Origin of the sequence: Paraburkholderia sp. A1RI-2L (assembly GCF_048957375.1) — a bacterium.
Classification (GTDB): Bacteria; Pseudomonadota; Gammaproteobacteria; order Burkholderiales; family Burkholderiaceae; genus Paraburkholderia.
Window position 1 is genome coordinate 763,198 of sequence record NZ_JARBTA010000004.1, and the last position, 26,498, is coordinate 789,695.

Annotated in this window: 25 protein-coding genes and 1 pseudogene; 12 read left to right on the plus strand and 14 right to left on the minus strand. The window is 66.1% G+C overall.

The window, feature by feature from the left end:
* From PWP93_RS31915 to PWP93_RS31950, 8 genes are all read right to left on the minus strand, one after another.
* Positions 1-1,593, minus strand: coding sequence for a FadD3 family acyl-CoA ligase (locus PWP93_RS31915; protein ID WP_421047563.1), 1,593 nt, complete (start codon positions 1,591-1,593; stop codon positions 1-3).
* 110 nt (positions 1,594-1,703) lie between these two features.
* The gene (locus tag PWP93_RS31920) at positions 1,704-2,786 is read right to left on the minus strand and encodes a 2Fe-2S iron-sulfur cluster-binding protein (RefSeq protein WP_421047564.1); all 1,083 of its coding nucleotides are present in this window, start codon (positions 2,784-2,786) and stop codon (positions 1,704-1,706) included.
* A gap of 11 nt (positions 2,787-2,797) precedes the next feature.
* Positions 2,798-3,562, minus strand: a complete 765-nt coding sequence (locus tag PWP93_RS31925; protein ID WP_421047565.1) for an SDR family oxidoreductase — start codon at positions 3,560-3,562, stop codon at positions 2,798-2,800.
* 18 nt (positions 3,563-3,580) lie between these two features.
* Positions 3,581-5,350, minus strand: a complete 1,770-nt coding sequence (locus PWP93_RS31930) for an FAD-binding protein (RefSeq protein ID WP_421047566.1) — start codon at positions 5,348-5,350, stop codon at positions 3,581-3,583.
* Between the two features lie 20 nt (positions 5,351-5,370).
* Positions 5,371-5,907, minus strand: a complete 537-nt coding sequence (locus PWP93_RS31935) for a flavin reductase family protein (protein ID WP_421047567.1) — start codon at positions 5,905-5,907, stop codon at positions 5,371-5,373.
* Positions 5,904-7,658, minus strand: a complete 1,755-nt coding sequence (locus PWP93_RS31940; protein ID WP_421047568.1) for an FAD-dependent oxidoreductase — start codon at positions 7,656-7,658, stop codon at positions 5,904-5,906. Before PWP93_RS31940 ends, PWP93_RS31935 begins: the two co-directional genes overlap by 4 nt.
* 10 nt (positions 7,659-7,668) lie before the next feature.
* Entirely contained in the window at positions 7,669-8,862 is a 1,194-nt protein-coding gene (locus PWP93_RS31945; RefSeq protein ID WP_421047569.1) for an acyl-CoA dehydrogenase family protein, read from the minus strand.
* Positions 8,863-9,027: 165 nt separating this feature from the next.
* On the minus strand, positions 9,028-10,167 hold the full coding sequence (locus PWP93_RS31950; RefSeq protein ID WP_421047570.1) for an LLM class flavin-dependent oxidoreductase: 1,140 nt from the start codon (positions 10,165-10,167) through the stop codon (positions 9,028-9,030).
* Positions 10,168-10,405: 238 nt separating this feature from the next.
* Here PWP93_RS31950 and PWP93_RS31955 point away from each other — a divergent pair, with 238 nt between their 5' ends.
* Complete coding sequence (locus PWP93_RS31955) at positions 10,406-10,756, plus strand: VOC family protein (protein ID WP_421047571.1); 351 nt, start codon at positions 10,406-10,408, stop codon at positions 10,754-10,756.
* Positions 10,757-10,860: 104 nt separating this feature from the next.
* On the opposite strand, the gene PWP93_RS31960 is transcribed toward PWP93_RS31955, so the two are convergent.
* Positions 10,861-12,036 carry a helix-turn-helix transcriptional regulator gene (locus PWP93_RS31960; protein WP_421028121.1) on the minus strand — a complete coding sequence of 392 codons (1,176 nt, stop codon included), beginning with the start codon at positions 12,034-12,036 and terminating at the stop codon, positions 10,861-10,863.
* 320 nt (positions 12,037-12,356) lie between these two features.
* Between PWP93_RS31960 and PWP93_RS31965 the strand changes: the two genes are divergently transcribed.
* Genes PWP93_RS31965 through PWP93_RS31980 form a run of 4 tightly spaced genes read left to right on the plus strand, consistent with a single transcriptional unit; the run spans position 12,357 to position 16,293 of the window.
* On the plus strand, positions 12,357-13,304 hold the full coding sequence (locus PWP93_RS31965) for an alpha/beta hydrolase (RefSeq protein WP_421047572.1): 948 nt from the start codon (positions 12,357-12,359) through the stop codon (positions 13,302-13,304).
* A gap of 42 nt (positions 13,305-13,346) precedes the next feature.
* Positions 13,347-14,216, plus strand: coding sequence for an enoyl-CoA hydratase-related protein (locus tag PWP93_RS31970; RefSeq protein WP_421047573.1), 870 nt, complete (start codon positions 13,347-13,349; stop codon positions 14,214-14,216).
* Positions 14,213-15,382, plus strand: coding sequence for a bifunctional 3,4-dihydroxy-2-butanone-4-phosphate synthase/GTP cyclohydrolase II (gene ribBA / locus PWP93_RS31975; RefSeq protein ID WP_421047574.1), 1,170 nt, complete (start codon positions 14,213-14,215; stop codon positions 15,380-15,382). The genes PWP93_RS31970 and ribBA overlap by 4 nt, the downstream gene beginning before the upstream one ends.
* A 53-nt stretch (positions 15,383-15,435) precedes the next feature.
* A complete protein-coding gene (locus PWP93_RS31980) occupies positions 15,436-16,293 on the plus strand; it encodes an SDR family NAD(P)-dependent oxidoreductase (protein WP_421047575.1) in 858 nt (285 codons plus the stop codon).
* 21 nt (positions 16,294-16,314) lie between these two features.
* Here PWP93_RS31980 and PWP93_RS31985 read toward each other — a convergent pair whose 3' ends face one another.
* Entirely contained in the window at positions 16,315-16,671 is a 357-nt protein-coding gene (locus tag PWP93_RS31985) for a hypothetical protein (protein ID WP_421047576.1), read from the minus strand.
* A pseudogene (locus PWP93_RS31990) lies at positions 16,653-16,878 on the minus strand (hypothetical protein); the annotation flags it as partial. The pseudogene PWP93_RS31990 and the gene PWP93_RS31985, both read right to left, overlap by 19 nt.
* A 294-nt stretch (positions 16,879-17,172) precedes the next feature.
* Here PWP93_RS31990 and PWP93_RS31995 point away from each other — a divergent pair.
* From PWP93_RS31995 to PWP93_RS32020, 6 genes are all read left to right on the plus strand, one after another.
* The gene (locus tag PWP93_RS31995) at positions 17,173-17,916 is read left to right on the plus strand and encodes a GntR family transcriptional regulator (RefSeq protein WP_421047577.1); all 744 of its coding nucleotides are present in this window, start codon (positions 17,173-17,175) and stop codon (positions 17,914-17,916) included.
* A gap of 408 nt (positions 17,917-18,324) precedes the next feature.
* Positions 18,325-19,041, plus strand: coding sequence for an ABC transporter permease (locus PWP93_RS32000; protein WP_421047578.1), 717 nt, complete (start codon positions 18,325-18,327; stop codon positions 19,039-19,041).
* Positions 19,042-19,088: 47 nt separating this feature from the next.
* Positions 19,089-19,973 carry a glycine betaine ABC transporter substrate-binding protein gene (locus tag PWP93_RS32005; protein WP_421047727.1) on the plus strand — a complete coding sequence of 295 codons (885 nt, stop codon included), beginning with the start codon at positions 19,089-19,091 and terminating at the stop codon, positions 19,971-19,973.
* 10 nt (positions 19,974-19,983) lie between these two features.
* Positions 19,984-20,637 carry an ABC transporter permease gene (locus tag PWP93_RS32010; RefSeq protein ID WP_421047579.1) on the plus strand — a complete coding sequence of 218 codons (654 nt, stop codon included), beginning with the start codon at positions 19,984-19,986 and terminating at the stop codon, positions 20,635-20,637.
* On the plus strand, positions 20,634-21,815 hold the full coding sequence (locus PWP93_RS32015; protein WP_421047580.1) for an ABC transporter ATP-binding protein: 1,182 nt from the start codon (positions 20,634-20,636) through the stop codon (positions 21,813-21,815). Before PWP93_RS32010 ends, PWP93_RS32015 begins: the two co-directional genes overlap by 4 nt.
* A 186-nt stretch (positions 21,816-22,001) precedes the next feature.
* Positions 22,002-22,238, plus strand: a complete 237-nt coding sequence (locus PWP93_RS32020) for a hypothetical protein (protein WP_421047581.1) — start codon at positions 22,002-22,004, stop codon at positions 22,236-22,238.
* 35 nt (positions 22,239-22,273) lie between these two features.
* Here PWP93_RS32020 and PWP93_RS32025 read toward each other — a convergent pair whose 3' ends face one another.
* The 3 genes from PWP93_RS32025 to PWP93_RS32035 all read right to left on the minus strand — a co-directional run bounded on the left by PWP93_RS32025 (position 22,274) and on the right by PWP93_RS32035 (position 25,210).
* Positions 22,274-22,525, minus strand: coding sequence for a hypothetical protein (locus tag PWP93_RS32025; RefSeq protein ID WP_421047582.1), 252 nt, complete (start codon positions 22,523-22,525; stop codon positions 22,274-22,276).
* A gap of 138 nt (positions 22,526-22,663) precedes the next feature.
* Positions 22,664-23,875, minus strand: coding sequence for a M20 aminoacylase family protein (locus tag PWP93_RS32030; RefSeq protein WP_421047583.1), 1,212 nt, complete (start codon positions 23,873-23,875; stop codon positions 22,664-22,666).
* A 39-nt stretch (positions 23,876-23,914) separates the two neighbouring features.
* Entirely contained in the window at positions 23,915-25,210 is a 1,296-nt protein-coding gene (locus PWP93_RS32035) for an MFS transporter (protein WP_421047584.1), read from the minus strand.
* 243 nt (positions 25,211-25,453) lie between these two features.
* Between PWP93_RS32035 and PWP93_RS32040 the strand changes: the two genes are divergently transcribed.
* Positions 25,454-26,467, plus strand: coding sequence for a LysR family transcriptional regulator (locus tag PWP93_RS32040; RefSeq protein WP_421047585.1), 1,014 nt, complete (start codon positions 25,454-25,456; stop codon positions 26,465-26,467).
* Positions 26,468-26,498 lie beyond the last annotated feature (31 nt).

The window sequence follows — 26,498 nt, forward strand, 5'->3', positions numbered from 1 at the left end:
CTAAGCCGCCACTCCCTCCCGCAACCGATACTTCAGTACCTTCCCCGCCGCACTCACGGGCAACGCTTCAACAATCTCAATGCGCCGAGGCACCTTGTAGTTCGCCATATTCCTGCGCGCCCATTCGGTAAGCGCCGCCGCATCCGTCCGAGCGCCCGCACGCAGCACGACATACGCATGCCCGACCTCCCCCAGGCGCTCATCGGGCATCCCCACCACGGCAATCTGCGCCACGGCTTCGTGCGCCGCGAACAACCGCTCGATCTCAGCCGGATAGCAATTGAATCCGCCCACGATGAACATGTCCTTGATGCGGTCGGTTACGCGCAGGTAGCCACGCTCGTCCAGCGTGCCAAGGTCGCCCGTGTGAAGCCAACCCTGTGCATCGACCGCTTGCGCCGTGGCCGCCGCATCGTTCAGATAGCCGCGCATCACGTTATAGCCACGCACCCAGACTTCGCCGGTCTCGCCAGCGGCAAGCGGCTCCCCATCCGCGTCGGCGATGCGCAACTCCATGCCCGGCATCGCGCGGCCCGAGGTCTGCGCCACTGTCACGGCGTCGTCGCCATGGCGGCACAGCGTGGCGAAGCCGCACGACTCGGTGAGCCCGTACCCCGTGAGGACAGTTTCGAAGTTCAGCTCCGCGCGCATGCGCTCGACGAGGCTGGGCGCAATGGCGGCTGCGCCCGTCACCGCCACGCGCAGCGAAGAAAGATCGAGACCCGCGAGCCCCGGCGTTTGGAGCAGCGCGTGATAGAGCGTGGGCGGCCCGGGCAGCACGGAAACGCGCTCGCGCACGACTCGCTCGAGCACCAGCTTCGGATCGAACACGAGATGCGGCAGCACCGTCGCGCCGCTCGTGAGCGCCGCGAGCCAGCCCGCCTTGTATCCGAACGCGTGAAAGAACGGGCTCACGATCAGATAGCGGTCGCCCTCGCGCAGCGTCGCGATCTCGGCCCATCCGTACGCCGCGCGCACGTTCTGGCCATGTGCGGTCATCACGCCCTTCGGGCGGCCCGTGGTACCCGAGGTGAACATCACGTCCATCAGCGTGTTGGGGCCCACTTGCGCTTCGCGCTCGCGAAATGCTTCAAGCGGCGTTTGCGAGGCGCGCGCGAGAAACTGCTGCCAGCTTTCGTCGCGGCCATCGGCATGCGACGCGCCGCCGAACACGATTACGCGTTCAAGCGTGGCGGGCCGGTGCGGCGCAAGCATCGCCGGATAATCCTCGCCAAGGAACGCGCCGCAACTGAACAGCACGCGCGCGCCACTGTCCGCGAGAATCGCGCCTGCTTCGAGGCCTTTCATGCGCGTGTTCACGGGCACGAGCGCTGCGCCCACGCTTTGAATCGCGAGCGCGGCAACGATCCATTCGGCCAGATTGGGCGCCCAGATGGCGACGCGCTCGCCAGCTTCGATGCCGCAGGCCATCAGCGCGCGCGCCGCTTCCATGCGCGCGGCGTCGAGTTCGGCGTAGCTCAGGCTGCGTTCGGGCGTTTCGATCGCAATGCGCGCGCCGTAGCGCGCCGCGCCGCGTGCGATCAGCGCGGGGGTGGTCAGGGTTTCGTGGAGCGTCGTCGGGTCGGGCGTCATTTAAGGACTCCGGAAATACATGCGCCGTCGCTGCGTGCGTCCACGAGAGCACGCGTTGCGGCAGCGCTGAGGGTCAGGCACCTCGCATGCACGGCGTGCACGCGCGGCGCCTAGTCGGGAAAGACGATGCGCAGCTCGGCGCTCGCCGGCGTCGCGCTGCACGCGAGCGTCCAGCCAGCAGCGCGCTCCTCGTCGTCGAGCACGCCGTTCTCGGCCAGCGTTACGCTGCCCGCCTCCACGCGGCACATGCACGCGCCGCACAAGCCGCTGCGGCACGAACTGGGCGGCGAGAGACCCGCGCGCTCCATCGCGTCGAGCAGCGTCTCGTTGGGCTCGCAAGTGAATTGCGCGCTGGCGCCGTCGAGTTGCGTTACGATGCGCGCGGTTTGCGGGGCGCTTTCGGCCCCGCCTTTCGTAGCATCACGTTCAAGACTTTGCGCCGGCGGCTTGGTGCGCGCGGACGGTTCCGTCTGCGCGGGCCGGTCCGGCAGCGAAGCAAAACGCTCGACATGAATCTTCGCGCGCGGCAGCCCGAGTGCGAGCATCGCGCCCAGTGCGCTTTCCATGAAAAGCGCCGGGCCGCAAATAAAGCATTCCTGACGACTCCACGGCCGCGCCAGTTCTTCCAGGTGGCGCTGTTGCGGCACGCCCTGCACGCTGTCGAGCCAGTGAATCACGCGCAGCCTGCCGGGATGCCGTTGCGCGAGTTCGCGCAGCGCCGCGCCGAATATCACCACGGATTCGTCGCGGTTCGCATAGATCAGCGTGAGCATGCCGCGCCCGCCCACCAGCGCCGCCTTGAGAATCGAGAGCACCGGCGTGATGCCGCTGCCGGCCGCGAACAGCAGCAGGTCGTCGTCGAGCGAGCGCGGCGTGAAGACGCCCGCAGGCGTCATCACGTCGAGTTCGTCGCCGGGGCGCACGCTGTCGCACAGCCAGTTGGAGGCACGGCCCTCGCGCACGCGCTTGACCGTGATCTTCGGGGCCGTGTCCACGCCTGGTGCGCTCGACAGCGAGTAGCAGCGCTGCAACGGCGCCTGCTCGGCCGGCAGGCGCAGCGTCAGGAACTGCCCGGGCCGGTATGCGAATGCGTCGGCCAGCGCTACGGGCAGTTCGAACACGAACGAGCGCGCATCGGCGCTTTCGGCTATCACGTCGGCTACCCGCAGCCGATGAAAACGCGCTTCGGTCATGATGGATTACCTCAGGCAACGCCCATGATCATCTGCGCATTGTCGATGCGGTACTCGCTGCCGTTGATGAAGCGCGATTCATCGGAGGCGAGGAACAGCACGAGTTGCGCGATGTCTTCGGGCAGGCACATGCGCGCGCGCGGGTCGACCGATTCGGTGATCTGCGAGCGCCCCGCTTCTGCCGAGCCGAAGAACGGCTCGGTCATGGGCGTGAGAATGCCGTCTGGATGAATGGTATTCGCGCGAATCTTGTACCCCTGCTGCTTGCAGTGCGCGGCGATCGAGCGCGTCATGGCCGTGACCGCGCCCTTACTCGCCGAGTAAGCGCAGAACGCGCCCAGACCGCCCAGCGCCGCCACCGAAGACATATTGACGATCGAGCCGCCCTTCTCCTTCATCGCACGCACCGCGGCCTGGCAGCCAAGGAAGTAGCCTTCTGCGTTGATGCGCAGCACGCGCCGCCATTGTTCGAGCGTGGCATCTTCGATGCTGCCGAGTTGCAGGATGGCCGCATTGTTCACGAGCACGTTGGGCGCCCCGAACTGCTTTTGCGCGGCGCCGAACACGTCGTTCCAGCCCGATTCCGAGGCGATGTCGTGGCGCACGAACAGCGCCGCATCGCCGATCTGCGCGGCCACGGCGCGGCCCGCTTCCTCGTTCACGTCGGTGAGCACGACACGCGCGCCTTCGGCGGCGAACAGCAGCGCATCGCACTTGCCTACGCCGCTAGCGGCGCCCGTGATCACGGCGATCTTGCCCTTGAGTCTGTCTCCCATCTTCGTTCTCTCTCTTCGTCAGTGAGTCAGTGGATAAAGCGGAATGACTTTCGCGCTTTCTGTTTTAATCGCGGATGCATTACGTTCGGCATCCTGATAATTGAGTGTCCGCTCGCGTGCGGCCGGTGTTTCGCGCGCTGCCGCGCGTCCCGCCTGGCGACCCGACCAGATGCAGTCCGCGAGCGAGAGGCCGCTCACGTAGTGATTCGAAGCGAGGCCGCGCGCGGCGCGCCCCACTGCGTAAAGCCCTTCGACGACGCCGCCTTCGGCGCGCAGCACGGCGTTGGTGGTTTCGTCCACGCGCAGGCCACCCAGCGTGATCGCGGGGCACGGAAACGTGCGGCTCGCCGCCGATATGTCGAGCGCATAGAACGGCGCTTGATCGAGCGGCGCGAGCACCGCGGCGGATTTGCCGAAGGCCGCATCGCGTCCTTCCCGCGCGGCGGCGCGATACGCGGCCAGCGAGCGTTCGAGCGTGGCGGCGTCGGCGCCGATCTGCTCGGCTAGCTGCGCAACGGTAGCCGCGCGCTTGCGTCCGCCCAGCATGAGCATCAGCGCGGGCACGCTCTGGAACGCCCACAAGCGGCCACGCACGCACTCGCGCAAGGCCTCGCGCACGAGCGCGGCGTCGAGGATCAGCCAGGCGCGTCCGTCGCGCGTCTCGCACATTTCATGGCCAAGCTTTGCACCGTAGACCTCTTCGTTGCAGAAGCGCTCGCCGCGCGCGTCCACCACGCAGCCGCGCGCCCACGCGAACGGGGGGTTGATGAAGCGCCACGCGGAGACGCGCTCCATGCCGTCCGCGATGCCGCCCGCCGAAAGACCCAGGCGAATGCCCGAGCCGTCACAGCCAGTGGTGCCAAGACGCCAGGTGGAGAGATAGCGCGGCGCGTGCTGCGCGACCATTTCGCGGTTGAAAATGAAGCCGCCCGTGGCGAGCACCACCGCGTCGGCACGGATATCGAGCGCACGGCTCGCGCGCAATTCCAGCCGAAGCAATGCTGCGCGCAGGCGGTCGGCCAGCGCGGGCAGGCCGTTGTGCAACTTGTCGGCCCAGCGGGCGAGGCGCGCGTGCTGGCGCTGCGCGCGGCCCGGCTCCACGCGCCAGACCTGCGCGCCGATCACCTTGCCGGTTGTATCGACGATGAGCCTGCGCACGCCCGCTTGGCGCACGATCTCGACATTGGGCTCGGCCTGCACGGCGCGGCGCAGCGTGTCGAACAGCACGCGCCCCGACATGCCGCGCCCCTTCGTGCGATGCCCGCGTGGCGCGGGCGGCACGACGGGCGCGTCGCCCACGGCCTCATTGCCCGAGTAATAGAGAAACGCGCGCTCGGGCGGATAGGACGTTTTGCGCGCGGGCATTGTCGAGCCGAAGCGCACGCCCTGGCGTTCGAGCCACGCGAGCTGCGCAACGCTGCCGTTGCAAAAGCGTTCGAGCGCGTCCGGCGAAACCGCGTCGCCCACCTCGCCTTGCAGGTAGGCGGCCATCGCCTCGGGCGTGTCCGCATAGCCGGCCTCCCGCTGGTAGGTCGTGCCGCCGCCCGCATAGACCACGCCGCCGCTCTTTGCGCTCGCGCCGCCGCCCTCGAAGCGCTCGACGATGCGCACGCGCGCACCGGCCTGCGCCGCCTCCAGCGCGGCGCACGCGCCCGCCGCGCCAAAACCGGCAATCAGCACGCCGCAAGCGTCGTCCCAGCGGTGCGCCGCTGCATCGGCGACGACGAGCGGAGGCTCCACGGGCGTCGCGCTCGCGCCTGCGTGGGCGTGCGTGTTCGCGTCGTTCATGGCGTGGGCACCGCGCGCGTTCATACGGTGGCGCAACGTGCGAGCGCGGCGGAAGCCGCCGCCGTGGGGGCCGTGGTGTAAGCGCCATCCACGTACACAAGCGGATCGATATCGCCGCTCAGCTTCACTTCGAGCAACCGGCCGATGAACACCGTATGCGTGCCGTAGTCGAAGCGGCCATCCTGGCGACACACGAGATTGGCCTGCGCGCCGTGCAGATAAGGCACGCCATCGGCGCAACGCTGCCAGTTGCCGGTGGAGAAGCGCTCCTCGCCTTTCAGGCGCCCGCTGCAATCGATGGCGATGCCCTGCTGCTGCGCCGCCAGCAGGTTCACGCAGAAGTCCGCACCCGCCGCGAGCGGCGGATAAATCGACGAAGCGCGGTTGATGCAGATGAGCAGCGAAGGCGGCTCGGTCGACAGCGAATCCACGGCCGTGGCCGACATCGAATAGCGGCGCTCGCCGTCACAGCAGCTGATGACGGTGACCGAACGCGCGAGGCGGCGCATCGCTTGCAGCATGTCCGCGCGCAGCGGTTCCAGGGAAAGTTCGCTCATTGTGTGACTCCACGAAGCTCGTCTTGGTGGTCGTTTGATACGGATACCGAATTTTTTGGTTCAGCGAGGTCATTGGCGGCGCGGTAGCCGAAGGTCATCGCTGGCCCGAGCGTCGATCCCGCGCCGGGATAGCTCGCGCCCATCATCGAGGCGCTCGTGTTGCCGATGGCATAGAGGCCCGCGATGGCGCTGCCATCGGCGCGCAGCACGCGCGCGTCGGCGTCGGTGAGCAGGCCGCCCTTCGTGCCGATGTCGCCCGCATCGATGCGCACCGCGTAGAACGGCGCTTCGCCGATCGGCGCGAGGCACGGGTTCGGCTGCACCGACGGGTCGCCATAGTAGGTATCGAACACATTGCCGCCCTTGCCGAATTCCTCGTCCACGCCGCTTGCCGCGTAACCGTTCATGCGCACGACGGTCTCGCGCAGGCCGGCCGCATCCACGCCGATTTGCGCGGCCAGCGCATCGAGCGAATCCGCGCGCTGCAGAATCGAGCGAAACGCGGCGGGAATGCGCGAGTCCGGCATCATCGATGCGGGCATGATCGGGCCGCACGGGTAGTGCTTGCGAAAGCGCGCGTCGAAGATCATCCACGCGGGCACGCTCGCGCCTGTTGCCGCGTGATCGCGGTACATCGCGGGCACGAACTCCGAGTACGGGGCGGCCTCGTTGACGAAGCGCCGCCCGAGCGCGTTGACGATCACGCAGCCGGGCAGGTTGCGCTCCACGAACAGCGCACGCTGCTTTTCCTCGCCTTCCACGCGCACCGTGGGTGCGCCCCAAACGTGTTCCATGAGCGCGAGCGCGCCACCCGCCTGTTCGCCGGCCACGATGGCATCGCCGGTGTTGTACGGCGGCGTTGCGCTCCATTGCGTCTCAGTGGGCTGCGGCAGATAGCGCTCGCGCATCGCCTGATTGCGCTCGAAGCCGCCCGCCGCGAGAATCACGCCGCGCCGCGCAAGCAGGCGCACCGTCTTGCCCCGGTGCTCGGCCACCACGCCCGTAATGCGGCCGTTCTCCTCGATCAGCTCGCGCATGGGCGTGGAAAGCCACAGCGGCACCTTGCGTTCGAGCAGCGCGTAACGCAGGCCGCCCACGAGCGCATTACCGAGCGTGAGCCGCCGGTCGCGCCGCGAGCGTAGTCGCGCGCCGATATCGAACCAGTAGCGCCCGAATTCGCGCAGCGCGAGCGTGATAAAGCCGCGCTCCTTCGCGAGCAGCGTGTGCGCCTCTTTGGAGGTCACCGCCACGCGACCGCCGATCAGCGTGCCGGGCGAAGGCGGACGCAGCCGCGCGAGTTCGGCACCCAGACGCCCGCCGTCGAACGGCAGCGGATCGAGCGCGCGATAACCGGGCATCGCGCCGGGCTGGCTCTGGAAGTAGTCGGCATAGCGCGAAAGCGACTGGTAGCGCACAGGCGTGCGCGCCTCCAGATAGCGCAGCATCTCGGGCGCAGTGTCGAGATAGGCGTCGAGACGCCCGTTGGTTGCCGCGCCCTGCGTGCACGCTTCCATATAGATGCGGGCGGCCTCGCGCGTATCCATGCCGCCTTCCTCAGCGATATGGTGATTGCACGGCACCCAGATGCCGCCGCCCGACACCGCCGACGTGCCGCCGTAATGCGGGCTCTTTTCGAGCACCAGCACCGAGAGGCCGAGATCGGCGGCGCGGCACGCGGCGAGCATGCCGCCCGCGCCAGAACCGACGATCAGCACATCGAACGTTTCAGTTTCCGTGGACCGATCGTTCATGAGCGCCGCCTCAGATAAAAAAGTCGGTGTTGGTGCGACCGAGCATCACCGCGCCGAGGTTTTGGCCGAAGCGGTCGAGATTGTTGGCGTAGTGCGCGCGCGCCGCGTGCAGGTCGAGAAAGCGCCGCACGAGCGGGTTGCGCCGGTAAATGCCGTTGCCGCCCGCGTAGCGCAGCAGCGCATTGGCCGCCTGCGCGCAGCGCTCCGCCACCTGCGCCGACTGATAGCGGAAATGCACGCGCCGCTCGATCGATACTTCGGGGCCACCCTGCACCCCAGCGAGCAGTTCATCGAAGTTGCGGCGCAACAGCACCTGCATTTCGTCGATGGCAACAGCCGCGTTCGCGCAGGCGCTTTGGGCGCCGGTGTCGTCGGCGGTCTTTGCGCCGCTATTGGCGCTCACGCGGTTGGTCGCGTAGGCGCGGAAGTCGTCGACTGCCCCTTGCAGCGCGCCGATGCACGCCGTGCAAACCGCGCGCACGAAGATCTGCGCGAACGGCAAACGGAACAGCGGCGCATCGTTCAACGCGAGACCCGGGCTCGTGCCCATCATGCCGTCCACGGCCTTGTGCGTGCGGTATTCAGGCACAAACACGTCGTTCACCACGATGTCGTGGCTGCCCGTCGCGCGCAGGCCCAACACGTCCCAGTCGCGCTCGATCTTGTAGTCGGACTTCGGCAGCAGGAAGGTGCGGTATTCGGGAGGCTCGCCCGCGCGCGCCGGCGGCACGAGCGCGCCGAGGAACACCCACTCGCACAGTTCGCTGCCGCTGGAGAATTTCCAGTGGCCCGAGAGCCGGAAGCCACCTTCCACCGGCGTAACCTTGCCTACCGGCATATACGTGGAAGCGATGAGCGTGGCCGGGTCCTTGCCCCAGACATCCTGCTGCGCGCGCTCGTCGAACAGCGCGAGTTGCCAGTTGTGCACGCCCACCACGCCGTACACCCATGCCGTGGCCATGCAGCCGCGCGCGAGCGCCATCTGGATTTCGAAGAACGTTTGCGGCTCCAGTTCATAGCCGCCGTAGCGCTTCGGCTGGAGCACCTTGAAGAAGCCCGCCGCCTGCATGTCGGCAATGGTCTGCGCCGGGATGCGGCCCGCGGCCTCCGCCGCGTCGCCGCGCTCGGCCAGCATGGGGGCGAGCGCGTGGGCGCGTGCGATCAGTTCCGCCGCAAGGGCATTCGATTCGTGGTCTCGGTGCACCGCTGTCTCCTATGTCTTCTTCGGTGGCGCCGTGCGCCACGGTGGTTCGTCGTCGATTCGATCTGCTGGGGCGCCCGAGCCCGGCTGGCCGCTTTTCAGTCGCGGCCTGTCGCAACTTGCATCACGACCTGCGCCGGGCGGGGCGCGTGTGCGCTTGCGCCTGGATCAGGCGGCGGCGCGCGCCTTGACGCGGCTGAAGTACGGAATCACGTGCTCGCCGATATTGCGGATCGATTCCATCGAAGCTTCATGCGGCACCGTGCCCATCTGGACGAGGAACAGCACTTCGTCCACGCCCGCTTCCATCAGGCGTCCTACGTAGCCGATGCAATCGTCCACCGTGCCGTACGCGTGGTTGGGGTTCATCATCGAGAGCGCGGGGTCGCTGAAGTCCACCACCACTTCTTCCGAAGCGAAGCGCGAGCGGATCACCATCTGGCCGCTATCGGCTTGCACGAGGTCGTCGCCCCACTTCGACGGGTCCGGACGCTCGCCGCCCGTGTACCAGTACGCGAGCGACTCCATGAAATAGCGCTGGCCGCGAATGCCGATCTTGCGGGCCTGCTGGCCGTCGCCCATCACGATAGCCGGGCACAGCGCGGCGAGGTGCTCGGTCGGGCGGAAGCCCACCTGGTCCTCGGCCTTGCGCGTGCTGTATGCCTGGCGATAGAGTGCGTTCTTCTTCGCCACTTCGTCGGGGCCGCCGAAGCCGAGCACGAGCGCGCCAAGACCGCGCTGGCCAGCGCGCGTCAGGGCGTCGCTGTTGGTGCAGGCCATGTACATGGGCGGATGCGGATCCTGATACGGCTTCGGGTGAATCGGACGCTTAGGAATCTTGATGTATTTGCCGTCGTGCTCGATCTCTTCCTGCACGAACATCTTGGGCACGAGATACATCGACTCGTCGATCATCGGCTGCAACTCGCCCAGGTCATAGCCGAATGCGCCCGCTTCCTGCTGGCTGCCGCCCTTGCCCACGCCGAAGTGCACGCGGCCCTGCGAAAGAATGTCGAGCAGCGCAACGCGCTCGGCCACCTTGATCGGGTGATTCATCGCGGGGGGCAGGCAGACAACGCCATGGCCGAGACCGATGCGCGTGGTGCGGCCCGCGAGATAGGCGAGGAACGTTTCCGGCGCGCTCATGTGCGCATAGTTGGTGAGCGAGGTGTGCTCGACGCACCAGACGGTATCGAAGCCCATCTGCTCGGCGAGCAGTGCCTGCTCGACGGTCTCCTTGAAGATGCGGTGGTCGCCTTCGCGGGAGGCATCGGTCGTCTGGGCTTCGTAAATCAGGGAAAACTTCATCGCAGCTGTCTCCTTGTTTGTCGGACGGGGGCGGCGGGTGCCGCGCTGCCGCCGCAGGTGTGATCGTGACGGTCCACGAGATGAAGTTTCTGTGCGCAAGGCAAGCGATGCATCGTCTGTTTGGATTAGCGGAGGTTTAGGCACACCCCTAGTCCAATCGGACATGGCGCGCGCCCATACGCGCGCTAGCATCCCCACATGGCACAGCCGCGCCAGACCAACTCAAGGGGAAAATGCAATGAAGGCTTCGATGATGCTGTACCCGGTGGACGCGATCGAGACGGCGCTGCCGTTCTTCGTCGACGGGCTTGGGCTCACGGTGAAAATGCGCGACGGCGAGCGGTATTGCGCGCTGGAGGGCGGTCCGCTCACGATCGCGCTGGTAGCCGGCGACGAGCGCATTGTCGATCGTCCCGCGCTAACGTTTCGGATTGCAGAGGATGACGATCTCTATGCGGCCATGGAGCGCGTAGTGGCCACGGGCGCCAGCGTGCGAGCACCCGTGCAGCAGGGTCCGCACGAATTGCGCGCAGTACTGGAGGACCGCAACGGCGCGCTGCTCGTGCTCACGCAAAAGAACCGGCCGTGAAATGCAAAAGGGCAGCCTGCATGAGGCCGCCCTTTACTTACCAACGATAGACAACATCAGGCGCTTTGAAGTACGAAGAAAGCGCCACAAAGCGCGCGCGCCCTTCAACCCAGCGGCACCACGCTGCCAAGCAGAATGCGCACGAGCGTCGCCTGCCGCGTCACGCCCGTCTTCGAGAAAATCGAGCGTAGATGCGCGCGCGCCGTGTTCTTGCTGATGCCCAGTTCTTCTGCTGCCTCTTCCAGCGTAGGGCCATTGGTCAGCAGCAGCGCGAGCGAGGTCTCGGCAGGCGTGAGATCGAACAGCTTGCGCACGATTTCCTGCGAGCGCTGCGACTTGCGGTCCGGATCGCGCAGGAACAGCACGGTCGCGGGCCGGCGGCGATTGTCCTCCGACCACTCCGAAAGCGGCACGGTGCGCACCAGCACGCCGAGCTTCGGCCGGTCGCCGCTGCGCGTCACGGGCATGGCCTCCACCAGCGGGCCGGCGGTGCCGAAGTGGCCCATCATCGCGTGGCGGATCAGCCGCTGCAGCGTGCGGTTCTCCTGGCTGTCCATCGCCTCGACGGCCCCCTTCGAAATGCGCAGGCCGTCGCTTTCCGCGAGGATTTCATCGGCGACGCTATTGGTGTTCATGATCGCCCCGCTCTCGTCGAGCGTGACCATGCCCACCAGCATGCGGTCGATGGCGCTCGCATAGAGCGTGCGCTCCGACTCCACCACGTCCAGACGCGAATGCAGCTCCACCGCGCGGCGAAGATGCGGCAGCAGCAGCGCGCAAAACGCCTTGTCGCGCGCCGTGAACTGCGTGCCGGCGTGCTTGCGGCATACGCGGAAACGGCACTCCACGCCCGACTCGGTGCGCAGGTCGGCGCCCATGATATAGCGCACGTCACTGGGCTTCAGGAATTGCTTGTACAGCTCGCTCGAGAGCCAGCCGGTCTCGCCGAACACCTCGTCCACGGTCACGACACGGTCCGCCGGCAGGCCGACAAAGGGATCGAGCGAATAGTAATAGTCGTTATACGATGACTCATCGGGTATGCCGCTCTCCGATGCGTGCACCATCAACCCGCGCCGGTCGCTCGAAGGCGAGCGCAGGATCAGCGTGGCATAGGCTGCGTCCAGATGCTGGCGCACCAGTTCGAGCGCCCCAGACCATGGCACCGTTTCCAGCGGCCCCTGGTACACGCGCGCCATCAGCGCGCTGAATTGCGAAAGGTCGACGCCAGCCATGACACCGGCGTCCTGGCCCTCTTCCGGGGCCCATCTTGTCTCCATCAACACAGTCTCCGTCCTCCATGCCGCCCCTAGCGACGGCAAACTTTACGGGGCTGTCTCGCCGCTGCCATCGGGATATTCCCCTGGCTGGCGCGTTCGCCTTTTCATTTGTATTCATCCGCGTCCCCCAACTGCTTCGGGCTTTTTTTGGGGCGATCGTGCGGGCCGTGTGCCTGCATTGCGGATGTCCGGACATTACGCCGGTCACGGTCCACGCTCCTCGTCTAATCGGACGATGCAAGCGCTTCGCGCAAGCGCTCCAATGCGCTAAACAGCGCCAACAAGGCGCGCTTCGATGACGTTTTCAGGGAGACACCTTCATGGCGCTGGACCCACAGGCCGCCGCACTGCTCGCCACGCTCGCCGGCATGCCCGCCCCCGATTACAGCCGGCTCGACGCCGCCAGCTATCGCGCCGCCATTGCGGCGGGCGGCGCATCCAGCCTGGTCAACCAGGGCGACGCCATCGCTGCCGAAGAAGACCTGGCGCTGCCAGGCGCGGCCGGCCCGCTCGCCGCGCGGCTCTATCGTCCGATCCCTCAGCCCCATGAGGGCGGGAAAACCCTGCCGCTGCTCGTGTTCTTCCATGGCGGCGGCTTCGTCGCTTGCGGGATCGACACGCACGCCAATATTTGCCGCACGCTCGCGGCGCGCGCAAACGTGCTCGTGCTATCGGTCGAATACCGGCTCGCGCCGGAGGCGCGCTTTCCGGCCGCCGCACACGACGCGATCGCGGCGGTGCGCTGGGCCGCAGCCCACGCCGCGCAACTGGGCGCGATTCCGGGCGCGCTCGCGGTGGCCGGCGACAGCGCGGGCGGCAATCTGGCCGCCGTCTGCGCGCAGCAGCTGCACGGCGAAGTGGCGATCGCGCACCAGTTGCTGCTCTATCCGGTGGTCGACTGCGCACATGATCATCCTTCATACGAAACGTATGGCAGCGGCTATTTCCTCGATGCGGGCCTCATGCGCTGGTTCAAAGATCAGTACTTCGAACCGCAAGCGGACCGCGCTTCGCCGCTCGCGAGTCCGCTGGGCGCGGAGCGCATCGAAGCCATTGCGCCCGCAACCATCGTGAGCGCCGAATGCGATCTCTTGCGCGATGAGAGCGAACATTACGCCGCGCGGCTCGCACAGGCGGGCGTGCCCGTCACGCACGTGCGCTGGCCAGGCCAGATGCACGGCTTCGCCAGCATGATCGGCGTGCTCGACGCCGCAAGCGCCGCGCTCGAACTGGGCGCCCGCGCCCTGCGCGCCGCGCTGCATCCCTGATACCTTCCTACACCTTTACGCACCTACGCGCGCGGACGCCTCATGACCGACACGATTCTCGCCACGCACGCCAACGGCGTAGCCACGCTCACCTTCAACCGGCCCGACGCACTCAACGCACTGAGCGAAGCGATGGCCGTCGAGCTGTGCACGCGGCTCGAGCGCCTCACCCAGGAGCCCGCCGTGAGGGCCATCGTGCTGACCGGCGCAGGCCGTGCATTCATGGCGGGCGGCGACGTGCACGCCATGCGCGCGGCGCTCGAACTCTCCGCCGCGCGACGCGAGCGCACCATCGGCAAGCTCGTGCGTCATGCACAGCGCGCGGTCGAGCTGATCTCCCACTCGGCCAAGCCGGTAATGGCGAGCGTGAACGGCACCGCAGCTGGCTTCGGCCTTTCATTGGTGGCCGCCTGCGATGTGGCGATTGCCGCCGCCGACGCCACCTTCACCTCGGCGTACAACCGCCTCGGCACCTCGCCCGATGGCGGCGCGACCTTCACGCTGCCGCGCCTGATGGGCGCGCGCACGGCCGCCGAATGGCTCTATTTGGACGAACGCTACAGCGCTGAAGATGCGCTGCGTGTCGGCCTCGTGAACTGGGTCGTGCCCGCCGCCGAGCTGGCCAGGGCCACCACTGAGCGCGCCGCTCGCCTCGCAGCGCTCTCGCTCGCCGCGTTCTCGCACACCAAGCATCTGATCTCCGATGCGCCGCGCCACACGCTGGGCGCGCAACTCGTGGCCGAGCAGCGCGCCTTCCTCGCCTGCACCGCCCAAGACGATTTCCGCGAAGGCACCCGCGCATTCACGGAGCGCCGCGCGCCCGCGTTCGGCGCGGCCGATCGCACCGCCCTTCACGCCACCCATCCAGGCAACCGCGTCAATAGCGCCAATCGCGAGGAGCAGACCGTATGAAACTGGCCGACACCCCCGCCATCGTCGAAGAACTGCGCGCAGGCCGCATGGTGATTCTCGTCGACGAAGAAGACCGCGAGAACGAAGGCGATCTCGTGATTGCCGCCGACTGCGTCACGCCCGAGACCATCAATTTCATGGCGCGCCACGCGCGCGGCCTCGTCTGCCTCACGCTGAGCGCCGATCACGCGGCGCGCCTGCAACTGGGCCCGATGAGCGCGCACAACGGCGCGCAATACGGCACGGCCTTCACAGTGAGCATCGAAGCAGCCGAAGGTGTAACCACGGGCATCAGCGCGGCCGATCGCGCGCATACGATCCGCACGGCCATCGCGCCGGGCGCGCGCGCCGAGCATCTCGTGCAACCGGGCCATGTATTTCCGATCATCGCGCGCGAAGGCGGCGTGCTGGTGCGCGCGGGCCATACCGAAGCTGGCTGCGATCTCACTGCGCTCGCGGGCCTGACGCCGGCCGCCGTGATCTGCGAGGTGATGAACGACGACGGCACCATGGCGCGCCTGCCCGAGCTGATGACCTTTGCGCGCGAGCATGGCATGAAGATCGGCACCATCGCCGATTTGATCCGCTATCGCAGCGAGCGCGAATCGCTGGTGGAGCGCGTGGCGTCGCGCACGCTGGCCACTGCCTGGGGGCCGTTCGAGGCGATCGAGTATCGTGACCGCGTGCGCGGCGCGACGCATCTCGCGCTCGTGCGCGGCCAGCCCAGCGCGGACGCGCCCACGCTCGTGCGTGTGCAGGAGCGCGCCGCGCTGCTCGATTTGTTCGATGAAGACCCGGATGCGCATGGACTTGCGCTGCATGGCGCGCTCACGCGCATCGCGCAGGCAGGGTGTGGCGTAGCCGTGCTGCTCGATTGTGCTTTGCGCACCGGCGCGGGTGAGGCGGCTCATGCGAACAGCGGCCACGGTGCTGAATCGGGCAATCGCCAGTACGGTATCGGGTCGCAGATTCTGCGCGATTTGGGTCTGTCTCGTCTTAACGTGCTTGCGACACCGCTCAAGTTGCCCGCGCTTTCGGGGCATGGGCTGGAGATCAGTGCGTTTATTCCACTTGGGGACTTGCCGGATGTTTCTGCGGATGCAGTTGGCGCGATACGGGCTGCTGCGTTTGCTGCGTGCGATGCACGAAAGCTTGTTGACGCGTGAGCGCGGTTTGGGTCGCGCTTTTTCGCTGATATAACCACCCGAAGGATTCCTTAATGCCCACCCCATACATCGCCCTCGTCACCGGCGCCTCGCGCGGCGCAGGCAAAGGCATCGCGCTAGCACTAGGCGCTGCCGGCGCAACAGTCTACGTAACGGGCCGCTCGCAGAACGATGGCGACGCGCCGCTACCCGGCACCATCCACGCCACCGCGGCAGAAATCACCCGCCTGGGCGGCCACGGCATCGCGCTAGCCTGCGACCACGCCGACGACAACCAGGTCAAAGCCATCTTCACGCGCATCCGCGACGAACAAGGCCGAATCGACGTGCTCGTCAACAACGCCACGGTCCTGCACGACGAGCTGATCCGCCCCGCACCGTTCTGGGAAAAACCGCTGGAATTGGTGAACATTCTGGACGTGGGCCTGCGCTCAGCCTACGTCGCAAGCTGGCACGCGGCACGCATGATGGCCGCGCAGCGCGACGGCCTGATCGCGTTCACCTCATCGTTCGGCGCGAGCTGCTACATGCATGGCGCGGCCTATGGGGCGCAAAAAGCCGGCGTGGACAAGTTCGCGAAAGACATGGCCGTGGATCTGCGCGCGTTCAACGTGGCGGCAGTGTCGATCTGGATGGGCATGCTCAAGACCGAGCGCACCGAACGCGTAATCGCCGCGCATCCCGAGCAGTACGCCGGCTTCTGCGAGCTTGCGGAAAGCCCGCAGTTCACGGGGCGGCTCGTCGACGCGCTCTATCGCGATCCGCACCGCACCGAAAAATCCGGACTTGTGCTCGTGGGCGCCGAACTCGCGCGCGAGTACGGCATCACCGATATCGACGGACGCCAGCCGCCCTCGCATCGCGAGCAGCTAGGCGGGCCGGTGCAGGCGCATCCGGCCATCGTAGCCTGACGCTATGCGCCCCGACGCGTCTTACCGCGCCCTGGTAAGCGCCACATCCAGCGCGCGCTCGAGAACCTGAGCGACGCGCAGCGCCTGCGCGCTTGCGCCGTCGGCGTTCTGATGGTGGCAGCTCGTGCCGTCGACGACCACCAGCGCGTCGCCGGCTGCCTGCGTGGCGCGCATGGCGGGCAGTGGTGACAGCTCCGCCATCGCGAGCGAGGTGGCGTAATGCTCCCTTTCGTAGCCGAAGCTGCCGGCCATGCCGCAGCACGACGATTCGACGGGCGCAGCCGCAACGCCCGGGATCCAGCCAAGCAGCGTCCTTCTGCGCCCGTGAGCGGATCGCGCGTGATATTCCATGCCGATCAGCCGGGCACGGGCCGCCACGCGCGCTCGTGATAGCAGGGCGCGAAGCGGAGATTCTCGACATCGTCCATTTTCGGCGGATGAACGATGCGGTCCGGACTCGTGCGATTCGCGCGATAGAAGAGCGCCTTAATTTCGGCGAATGCCACGTTGATTCGTGGTCCGTACTGCCAGGCAACTCATCCGCCCCCGGCACGGGCCTTCGCCGTGCTCGCCCAAAAACGCGCCTGCTACCCCACATTTTGGATAACTTACAAAATCGGGTTTCGTGACCATCGGCCAGCATCGCGTCGATCGCGGCCACGTTGTGCACCATGATGCCGTACCCGATCGAGCGCGAGCATGCGGCGGTGCCGAAGCCGCAAAGAATAGAATTTTGCATGCAAAATACTCAAATGCATGATTGAGCAGATGCAGGTCAACTTGTCGGCGAACGCCCAGGGGAAACCCGGCAGCAAGGCTCAGCAATGCGCCGGCGGCCTCTCGGCTAGAATGTGGCAAGTCGGACGATCGGGATCTCGTATGCAAAATCCAGACATTCCGGACGCGCAACTCGCGTCCGCCCCGCCTGGCGCACCGGAGCTCGCGCTGCCGAAGCTCGCGCGTCAGCGCCTGCACGACACGGTGGTCGATCACCTGCGCGAATTCATCGTCGAAGGGCAGCTCGCGCCCGGCGTGAAACTCAATGAACGCAAGCTCTGCGAAGTGCTGGGCATTTCGCGCACGCCGCTGCGCGAAGCGCTCAAGGTGCTGGCCGCCGAAGGGCTCATCGAGATCTCGCCGAACCGCGGCGCAACGGTTGCACAGTTGAGCGAAGCGGAGATACGTGACATGTTCGAGCTCATGAGCGGGCTCGAGGCGTTCGCGGGCGAACTCGCGTGCGAGCGCATCAGCGATACGGAGCTTGCGCAAATCAAGGCGCTGCACGCCGCCATGCTGCTGAGCCGTGCGCAGAACGACCTGTCCGGCTATTACTCGCGCAATCATGCGATTCACGACCTCATCAACATCGCCGCGCGCAATGCAGCGCTCCGCCAGACTTACGTGACGCTGAACCGCCGTCTGCAAGCGCTGCGCTTTCGCTCCAACTTTCAGACCAGCAAGTGGGACAGCGCGATACGCGACCACGAAGGCATGATTGCCGCGCTCGAAGCGCGCAACGGCCCCGCACTGGCGAAAATCCTGCGCGGCCACCTGCTTGCCAAGCGCGATGCGGTGCTGGCCGAGCGCACTCTCGGCGTCACGGGCGCTAAGCGCGAGGCGTGACGCCATAGCACTGTGGCGGGCATGCAGCGGACCGCGTTTGACCGCTGCATGCCCGCACGCGCGATTACATAATTTCCGCTGGAGCCTGTTGAATTCAATCGGGAAATGATACCTGCATAATTTATTTCGATATCCAAATCATTTACCTGATATGACACGTGTGGGCACCTTTCCCGCTACGGCGTCGTTGCGCTGCTGGGCTGAACATGACAATCAGACGAACGCATCGGCGCGTTCATTCGACTGCTGACCGCCTCTTGTTGCGGCCAGCAAGGACTGTTTCCGTCAGTTCAATCGCGGCCATGCCGGGATCACGAACTTCCATCGCGGCGCCATCTGGCGTCATCGCGGCGCACGCGCTTTTTTTCGGTCACGCGCGCCGCACCGAGATTGAGGGGGCGCATCTTCATGACTCGACGCACTGTCCAGTGGCTGGGCAGCCTGATAGCCATTGCCGTCATCGCATGGGCGCTCGCCCTTGGGATCGGCGCTGAAACGTTCGCCAGCCACGCCGGCGATCTCGCCTGGTACGCGGGCCAGCACATACGGCTCGTGGGCTATTCCATGGCACTCGCCATCATCGTCGGCGTGCCTGCGGGCGTGCTGCTCAGCCAGCCGCGCTTTCAGCGCCAGGCCGAGCGCTTCATGCAGGTCTTCAACATCGGCAACACGATTCCGTCGCTGGCCGTGCTCGCCATCGCGCTCGGCGTTTTCGGCATCGGCGACCTGCCCGCCATCATCGCGCTGTTCCTCGCCTCGCTGCTGCCTATCACGCGCAACACCTATGAAGGCGTCAAGAACGTGCCCGCCGCGCTGCGCGAAACCGCCAAGGGCATCGGCATGACCGGCTGGCAGTCGCTCACCCGCGTGGAGTTGCCCAAGGCGCTGCCCATCATTGTGGGCGGCGTGCGCACGGCGCTCGCGATCAATGTGGGCACTGCGCCGCTCGCCTATTTGATTGGCGCCGACAGCCTCGGCTCGCTGATCTTTCCCGGCATCTATCTCAACGATCAACCGTTGCTGTTGCTGGGCGCCTCGCTCACCGCGATACTCGCGCTCGTGCTGGACGGCGCCGTCGCGGCCGCAAGCCGCCGGTGGCAGGCGCGCCGCGGAGGTGCAGCATGAGCGCCCTGTTCCCAGGCTTTCACATGTTTCGCAGTACGATTCGATAGATCGCGCGGCTGTTCGCCGTCGGCACGCTGTGCGTGGCGGCAAGTTCTTCGGCGTTCTCCGCCAGGCTGGTGCTGGGCGCGAAAAATTTCACCGAGCAGTACGTGCTCGCGGAAGTGACGGCGCAATATCTGCGCTCGCGTGGCTATGAGGTGGAAGTCCGCTCCGGGCTCGGCAGCACGCTCATGCGCAGCGCGCTGGAGAACGGCCAGTTCGATCTGGCGTGGGACTACACCGGCACGGCGGCGCTCGTCTACGACAAGCTCACGGAAAAGCTCACACCCGAAGAAATGTACCAGCGCGTGAAAGCGCTTGACGTGCCGCGCGGGCTCGTCTGGCTCGACGCCTCGCCGCTCAACGACACCTACGCAATCGGGCTGCCGAGCCCGTTCATGCAGGCCACCGTCATCAAAACGGTTTCGCAGCTCGCCGACTATCTGAAGACCAGCCCCGACGCCAGCCACATCGTGTTCGGCATGGACGCGGAATTTTCGAACCGCCCAGACGGCCTGAAGCCGCTGCTCGAAACCTACGACATGCATTTCAAGCGCTCGCAACTGAAGCAGATGGACCCGGGGCTCGTCTACACGGCGCTGCACACCAACCAGCTGAAGATCGGCCTCGTCTACACGACCGATGGCCGCGTGAAGGGCTTCGGCATCGTGCCGCTCGACGACGACAAGCGCTTCTTCCCGCCGTACAACGCCACGCCCGTGGTGCGCAAGGAGGCGCTCGAGCGCAATCCGAAACTCGCGGCGCAACTCAATGCGCTTTCGGCGGTGATCAACAACGATGTGATGCAGGACATGAACAAGGCGGTCGATCTCGACGGCAAGTCGCCGCGCGAAGTGGCCGACGCGTTCCTGCGCGCGCACGCGCTGCCCTGAAGGAGATCTCATGAGCGTATTCGACTATCTCTCTTCCAGCTGGCCTGAGCTGCTGCAACCCACCGTGCAGCACATCTGGCTGGTGAGCATCGCGGTGGGCTGCGCGATCGTTGCCGGTGTTCCACCAGGCATCCTGATCAATCGTCATGAGTGGCTCGCGGGACCGCTGCTCGGCCTCGCCACCATCGTGCTCACGCTGCCTTCGATCGCGCTATTCGGTCTCATGATCCCGTTCTTTTCGCGCTTCGGCCAGGGCATCGGCGCGGTGCCCGCGATCACGGCGGTGTTCCTCTATTCGCTGCTGCCGATCGTGCGCAACACCTGGCTCGCGCTACACAACGTGGAAGCCGGTATCAAGGAAGCCGGCACCGGCATCGGCATGACCTCGTGGCAGCGCCTGCGCCTCGTGGAGCTGCCCCTCGCGGTGCCCGTGATTCTCGCGGGCGTACGCACAGCAGTCGTGATGAACATTGGCGTGATGACGATTGCCGCCGTGATTGGCGCTGGAGGTCTCGGCTCGCTGATCCTGCGCGCCATCGGCCAGAGCAGCATGATGAAGCTGCTGGTGGGCGCGGTGCTCGTGAGCGTGCTCGCGATCGTCGCCGACCTGATCCTGCAATGGCTGCAGCGCGCGTTGACACCGAAAGGAGTGCAGAAGATATGATAGAACTCGAAAAGCTGACCAAGACCTTCACGCAGAAGGACGGCCAAGCCGTGCGCGCCGTCGACTCGGTGAGCCTTTCGGTGGCCGAAGGCGAAATCTGCGTGTTCCTCGGCCCGTCGGGCTGCGGCAAGACCACCACGCTCAAGGTGATCAACCGCCTCATCGAGCCCACTTCGGGCCGCGTGCTCATCAACGGCGAGGACACCTCTGGGCTCGACGAAGTCGACTTGCGCCGCCATATCGGTTATGTGATCCAGCAGATCGGCCTGTTCCCGAACATGACCATCGAGGAGAACATCACGGTGGTGCCGCGCCTGCTCGGCTGGGACAAGAAACGCTGCGCCGGGCGTGCGCAGGAGCTCATGTCGATGGTCGCGCTCGATCCGAAGCAGTATTTGAAGCGCTATCCGCGCGGGCTCTCGGGCGGCCAGCAGCAGCGTGTGGGCGTGATTCGCGCGCTGGCAGCCGATCCACCCGCGCTGCTGATGGACGAACCGTTCGGCGCGGTCGATCCGATCAACCGCGAAACCATTCAGAACGAGTTCTTCCAGATGCAGCGGCAGTTGAAGAAGACCGTGATCATGGTGAGCCACGACATCGACGAGGCCATCAAGCTGGGCGACCGCATCGCCGTGTTCCGGCGCGGGCAGCTCGTGCAATACGATCACCCCGACACGCTGCTCGCGCGCCCGCGCGACGAATTCGTCGCGCAGTTCGTGGGCCAGGACAGCACACTCAAGCGCCTGTTGCTCGTGAAGGCCGGCGACGCCGCCACGCAGCCCGAAACGGCGCGCGTGGACACGCCGCTCGCGCACGCCTTCGCGGTCATGGACGAAACCGATTGCCGCTATCTGACCGTGCTCGACGATGCGGGCCATGCGCTCGGTTACGTGACGCGGCGCGCGGCGCGTGGTGGCGACGGCGCATGCGGCGAACGCGTGACGCCGTTCCCGGCCAGCGTCTCGGCGGACGACAATCTGTGCATCGTGCTCTCGAAGATGTACCAGTTCAGCGCTTCATGGATGCCGGTGCTCGACGGCGACGGCGCATGGATGGGCGAAATCACGCAGGACTCGATTGCCGCTTATCTGAGCTCGGGACGCTCGCGGCAGCAAGCTGGCCAGCCGCCAGGCGGCCCGCTTGCCTTCGCAGCCGCCGCCATCAACGCGACGGCCTGACCGGCACGGCCGGGTTGGCGCAGCGCGTACCCGCATCACATGGGCGCGCGTTGCGCCGGCGTTGTCAAGCGTTTCCCAAGTTTCACACGCGCATAATGTCCGGCTCCCGCAACACGCCGCAAATCGCCGGCGCTCCAGGTTTCACGCAAGAAACGCACGTATCAACATCGCGGCCACACGCTCCACGTGAGCGTCGAAACGGTCTGCCGCACGCGCAAGGGCACCGCTGCGCTCGACCACGTCGCCTTGGTCCTGATTTTCTCGGATGAAGCCATGCCGTTCGCTTCGCTGCGCATCGACCACGTGGCGGGGCGGGCGTTTGCATCGGAAGCGGAAGCGTTGATGGGGGGCTACAGCATCGTCGACAAGCTCGTCGCCGGCGGCGAGTTGATGACGGCGAGAATCGCCAGCGGCGCAATTTAATTCGGATACCTGAGATACCGCCGCGACCCGGCGATTCACGACGGCGAATGCGTCTTGATCGCGTCAAGCGTCGCACGCCGCGCGATCCAGCGCACCGCGAATACCGTTGCGGCCGCGATCCCCACCACGCCCAGACGAAACTCCGGCGTCGCAAACGACATCTCCGGCACGCGCAGCACCACGATCGCGACGAACACGGCAGCTTGAATGAACATCGTCACCATGGCGATGACGAACAGATCTGCACGCAATCGTGCAAGAAACGGTGCAGACGGCAGCGGCTTCATGGCAAGACTCACTTCAGGGCGCAGAGGTTTCGCGATGTTAGCGAAGCCTGGCTGAAGAGAAGCTTAAGCACATGGCGGACTCACGATGGACAAGCGGCCTTCATGCCGCAATGAAAGCCGCTTGTCAGCACGACACTTTCATCCTGCAAGAAAGCGCTGCGCGAGCCGCACCCATGCCGCCGCGCCCAGCGGCAGCACCTGGTCGTTGAAGTCGTAGCCGGGGTTGTGCACCATGCAGCCGCCGAACTCGCCCTCGCCATTGCCGATCAGCAAATAACAACCCGGCACCGCGTTGAGCATCCACGCAAAGTCCTCGCTGCCGTTCAGGCCCTTGGGGGCCTGAACGACGACATTCTCCGCTCCCACCAGTTCCGCGCAAACCTGTTGCGCAAGCAACGTTTCGTCAGGCGTATTGACCATCGGCGGCGTGAGTTGCCGGTAGTCGATCTGCGCCTGGACGCCGTGCGCCTGCGCCGTGGCCGCCACGATCTCGCGCACGCGCTGCTCCACCAGCTCGCGCGTCTCGGGGCGCGCCGCGCGTATGTTGACGCCCAGCGTCACCGTTTCGGGTATCACGTTGTGAGTCGCGCCGCCCTTGATGAAGCCCACCGACACCACGGCGGTGTCGTCGGGCGCGACGTTGCGCGCAACAATCGTCTGCAGCGCCGTGATCAACGCGGCAGCCGCCACGACCGGATCCTTCACGCGGTGCGGCATGGCCCCATGGCCGCCCACGCCCTCGAGCGTGACGTCGGCCACATCGGATGAAAGGCTCACCGAACCCGGGAGCACACGGAACGTACCCGCCGGCACGCCCGGCATGTTGTGCAGTGCGTAGACCGCATCGCACGGAAAGCGCTCGAACAGTCCGTCGTCGATCATCGCCTTCGCACCGCACAGGTTCTCTTCGTCGGGTTGGAAGATGAGGTTGAGGGTGCCATCGAAGTCGCGCCGCTGCGCCAGCGTTTTGGCTGCCGCAAGCAGGATGGCCGTGTGGCCGTCGTGACCGCATGCGTGCATCTTGCCCGCGTTCTGGCTCGCATAAGGCAGACCGGTGTTCTCGACAATGGGCAACGCATCCATGTCGGCGCGGATGCCCAGGCGCCGCTTGCCCTCGCCCACTTTCAGTTGCCCCACCACCCCGCTGCGCCCGATCCCCGTGTGAACCTCGTAGCCCCACTTCTCGAGCAGCATCGCCACGAGCTTCGCAGTCGCCCCGACCTCGAAGCCCAATTCGGGCTGCGAATGAATCTGCCTGCGAATATCGATGAACGCTTCGGCATCGATTTCGATCTCGGGCAGCAGCGTGGGCAGCAGTTGAAACGGCGTGAGCGTGGGTTCGCGCTTCATAGGGGCGGGTCCTTGTGGTGTTCCAGAGGTTCGAATGAATCAGTCGGCGCGGCGCTCGCGAATGCTCCAGACCGCGAGCAGCGTGACGAGGCCGCAGGCCACCATGTAGAGCGCCGGAGCAAGCGGGTTGCCGGTCTTCGCGATGAGCCAGGTGACGACGAACTGCGAACTGCCGCCGAACACCGTCACGCCCACGCTGTAGATCACTGAGAGGCCGCTCGCACGCACCCCGGCCGGCAACATTTCCATGAACACGAGCAGCATGGGTGTCGAGCCGAGGTTCGCGGACGCCGTCAGCAGCACCGAGAGCACCAGCACCAGCGGCACGCTGGGAAAGCGCGTCATGAGCCAGAACGCAGGCACCACCGCGATGAGGTTGAAAGCGACCGCGCCCATCACGAGCGGCTTGCGCCGCGCGAGACGATCGGCGAGCCGCCCCGAGACGAGCGAGGCGACCAGCATCGTGACCCCCGTGGCGCAGCCCGAGAGCAGCGACAGCGAAGGCGGCATTTTCAGCACGCGAATCATGTAGGTGGGCATGAAAAACACCACGAGATACATGCCGACCGTACCCGCCGTGACCGAGAGAATGCCCTGGAGCACCTTGCCGCCGTGCTCGCGCATGAGCGTGCCGAGCGGGCTGGGCGCATCGGGCGCGGCCTCGTGCGTCTCGTCGAGCTTCGCGCGGATATAGAGTCCCACCGGCGCGATCGCGAGGCCGATGAGAAACGGCACGCGCCAGCCCCAGCTTTCGAGCGCATGCGGCGTAAGCGTTGCGTAAAGCACGGCGCCCGTGAACGCGCCGACCAGCGCGGAAATGCCCTGGCTGCCCAGTTGCCAGCTCACGCGAAAGCCGCGCTGCCCCACCGAACCCGATTCCATCAGCATGGAGGTGGCCGCGCCAATCTCGCCGCCGAGAGAAAAGCCTTGCAGCAAGCGCCCCGCGAGCAGCACGAGCGAGCCGTACACGCCCGCCTGCGCATAGGTGGGCGCCAGCGAAATGCACAGCGTGCCGGCCACCATCAACGCAATGGTGAGCGTCATGGCCGCCTTGCGGCCGCGCCGGTCGGCATAGCTGCCGATCACGAGGCCACCGAGCGGACGCATCACGAAGCCGATGCCGAAGGTGGCCACCGCGAGCAGCAGCGAGCCAAACGGACTCTCCGATGGAAAGAAGAGCCGGCCAATCAGAAGCGCGAAAAAGCTGTAGACCGTGAAGTCGTACATTTCGAGCGCATTGCCAATCGAGCATGCGGCAATGAGGCGGAACTGGCTCTGGCGCACCGGCGCGTGGGCGGTGGTGGCGCCCGCGATGGCGAGCGTGGCGTCATTCATGGCGGATCTCCGCAAGCGGGGTTGAACATCGCGTTCGTGGCGTTCGTCGTGCGCCGCGAGTGAGAGCCGGCAGGCACGCATCGATATTCAGGCAAGGTTCATTTTTGAAAAAAGTGAGAAATTTTCATCGTGATAACCAGATAGAATCGCCGTCATAACCATCGGTCAGCGGACATCGGGACAAATACCGACGCTCCTGGACATGCCGCCCCGGTCATGCGAAGCACTGGAGGCAATCGTCGGATGAAACTGCACCAATTGCGCGTGCTGCTCGCGCTCGCGCAGCACGGCAGCATGCACGAGGCATCGCGCAGCCTGCACGTCTCGCAGCCCGCGCTTTCCAAGGCGATTGCCGAGCTGGAACGCGAACTGGGCGTGACGCTCATTTCGCGCTCGGTGCGCGGGGTGAGCCTCACGAATTACGGGCGCGCGCTGGTCAAGCGCGCGAGCGTGGTCGAGCATGAATTGCGTCACGCGCTCGAAGACATCGAATCGATGCGCGGCCACGCCGAGGCGCAACTCAATATCGGTTTCTCGGCGGTCGCATCGAGCGGCCCTTTGCCGGAGGCCATCGCCGCTTTTCGCGCGCGTTTTCCCTCGGTCGCCATTCGTGCCTATGAGATGCGCCCGCAGCAGATTCTCGAAGGCCTGCGCGAAGGTCATCTCGATCTCGCGCTCATCTCCACGAACAGCGGCCCCGGCACCAGCGCGTTTCAATGGGAGCCGCTTTTTTCGGTCGGTATGCTGGTGGCTGCTCGCCCCGGTCATCCGCTCGCGCGCGCGACGCGCATCCGCTCGCTAATCGATGCGGAGTGGCTCACCCTCGATCCGCTCGACGACCCCGGCAGCCCGCTCGCGAGCCTGATGCGCCTGCACCGGCTGGAGATGCCGCGCAATATCGTGCAGAGCAGTTCGAACCTGCTCGGGCTGCAACTGGCCACGTGCACGGACCTTATCAGCGTATGGTCCGACTTCGTGTTCTACGGCCGCACCGGACCGCTCGTGCTGAATCCCGATGCGCTCAAGCCCCTGCCGATTCGCGATGAGCTGCCGGACTATCACGTGTTCATGGTGTACCGCTCGCCCGATCTGATGACGCAGACCTGCCTCGAATTCAGCAAGGAGGTGCGTCATCGGGGCCGCAAGATGGCGTCGCCGCGTGTTGCGGCACAGGGGGCACAGGGGGCGCAGGCGGCACGAGCGGCACCGGCACCAGCGGCGGCGCGAACGCGCAAAGGCGCAAGCACGGCGAAATGAGCCACACGCCCGCCTCATCGTCTTTCGTCTG

Bases quoted from the DNA above. Each gene is read 5' to 3' on its own strand.
- PWP93_RS31915 (WP_421047563.1), bottom strand. From the start codon at position 1,593: ATGACGCCCGACCCGACGACGCTCCACGAAACCCTGACCACCCCCGCG.
- PWP93_RS31920 (WP_421047564.1), bottom strand. From the start codon at position 2,786: ATGACCGAAGCGCGTTTTCATCGGCTGCGGGTAGCCGACGTGATAGCC.
- PWP93_RS31925 (WP_421047565.1), bottom strand. From the start codon at position 3,562: ATGGGAGACAGACTCAAGGGCAAGATCGCCGTGATCACGGGCGCCGCT.
- PWP93_RS31930 (WP_421047566.1), bottom strand. From the start codon at position 5,350: ATGAACGACGCGAACACGCACGCCCACGCAGGCGCGAGCGCGACGCCC.
- PWP93_RS31935 (WP_421047567.1), bottom strand. From the start codon at position 5,907: ATGAGCGAACTTTCCCTGGAACCGCTGCGCGCGGACATGCTGCAAGCG.
- PWP93_RS31940 (WP_421047568.1), bottom strand. From the start codon at position 7,658: ATGAACGATCGGTCCACGGAAACTGAAACGTTCGATGTGCTGATCGTC.
- PWP93_RS31950 (WP_421047570.1), bottom strand. From the start codon at position 10,167: ATGAAGTTTTCCCTGATTTACGAAGCCCAGACGACCGATGCCTCCCGC.
- PWP93_RS31955 (WP_421047571.1), top strand. From the start codon at position 10,406: ATGAAGGCTTCGATGATGCTGTACCCGGTGGACGCGATCGAGACGGCG.
- PWP93_RS31960 (WP_421028121.1), bottom strand. From the start codon at position 12,036: ATGGAGACAAGATGGGCCCCGGAAGAGGGCCAGGACGCCGGTGTCATG.
- PWP93_RS31965 (WP_421047572.1), top strand. From the start codon at position 12,357: ATGGCGCTGGACCCACAGGCCGCCGCACTGCTCGCCACGCTCGCCGGC.
- PWP93_RS31970 (WP_421047573.1), top strand. From the start codon at position 13,347: ATGACCGACACGATTCTCGCCACGCACGCCAACGGCGTAGCCACGCTC.
- ribBA (WP_421047574.1), top strand. From the start codon at position 14,213: ATGAAACTGGCCGACACCCCCGCCATCGTCGAAGAACTGCGCGCAGGC.
- PWP93_RS31980 (WP_421047575.1), top strand. From the start codon at position 15,436: ATGCCCACCCCATACATCGCCCTCGTCACCGGCGCCTCGCGCGGCGCA.
- PWP93_RS31995 (WP_421047577.1), top strand. From the start codon at position 17,173: ATGCAAAATCCAGACATTCCGGACGCGCAACTCGCGTCCGCCCCGCCT.
- PWP93_RS32000 (WP_421047578.1), top strand. From the start codon at position 18,325: ATGACTCGACGCACTGTCCAGTGGCTGGGCAGCCTGATAGCCATTGCC.
- PWP93_RS32010 (WP_421047579.1), top strand. From the start codon at position 19,984: ATGAGCGTATTCGACTATCTCTCTTCCAGCTGGCCTGAGCTGCTGCAA.
- PWP93_RS32015 (WP_421047580.1), top strand. From the start codon at position 20,634: ATGATAGAACTCGAAAAGCTGACCAAGACCTTCACGCAGAAGGACGGC.
- PWP93_RS32025 (WP_421047582.1), bottom strand. From the start codon at position 22,525: ATGAAGCCGCTGCCGTCTGCACCGTTTCTTGCACGATTGCGTGCAGAT.
- PWP93_RS32030 (WP_421047583.1), bottom strand. From the start codon at position 23,875: ATGAAGCGCGAACCCACGCTCACGCCGTTTCAACTGCTGCCCACGCTG.
- PWP93_RS32035 (WP_421047584.1), bottom strand. From the start codon at position 25,210: ATGAATGACGCCACGCTCGCCATCGCGGGCGCCACCACCGCCCACGCG.
- PWP93_RS32040 (WP_421047585.1), top strand. From the start codon at position 25,454: ATGAAACTGCACCAATTGCGCGTGCTGCTCGCGCTCGCGCAGCACGGC.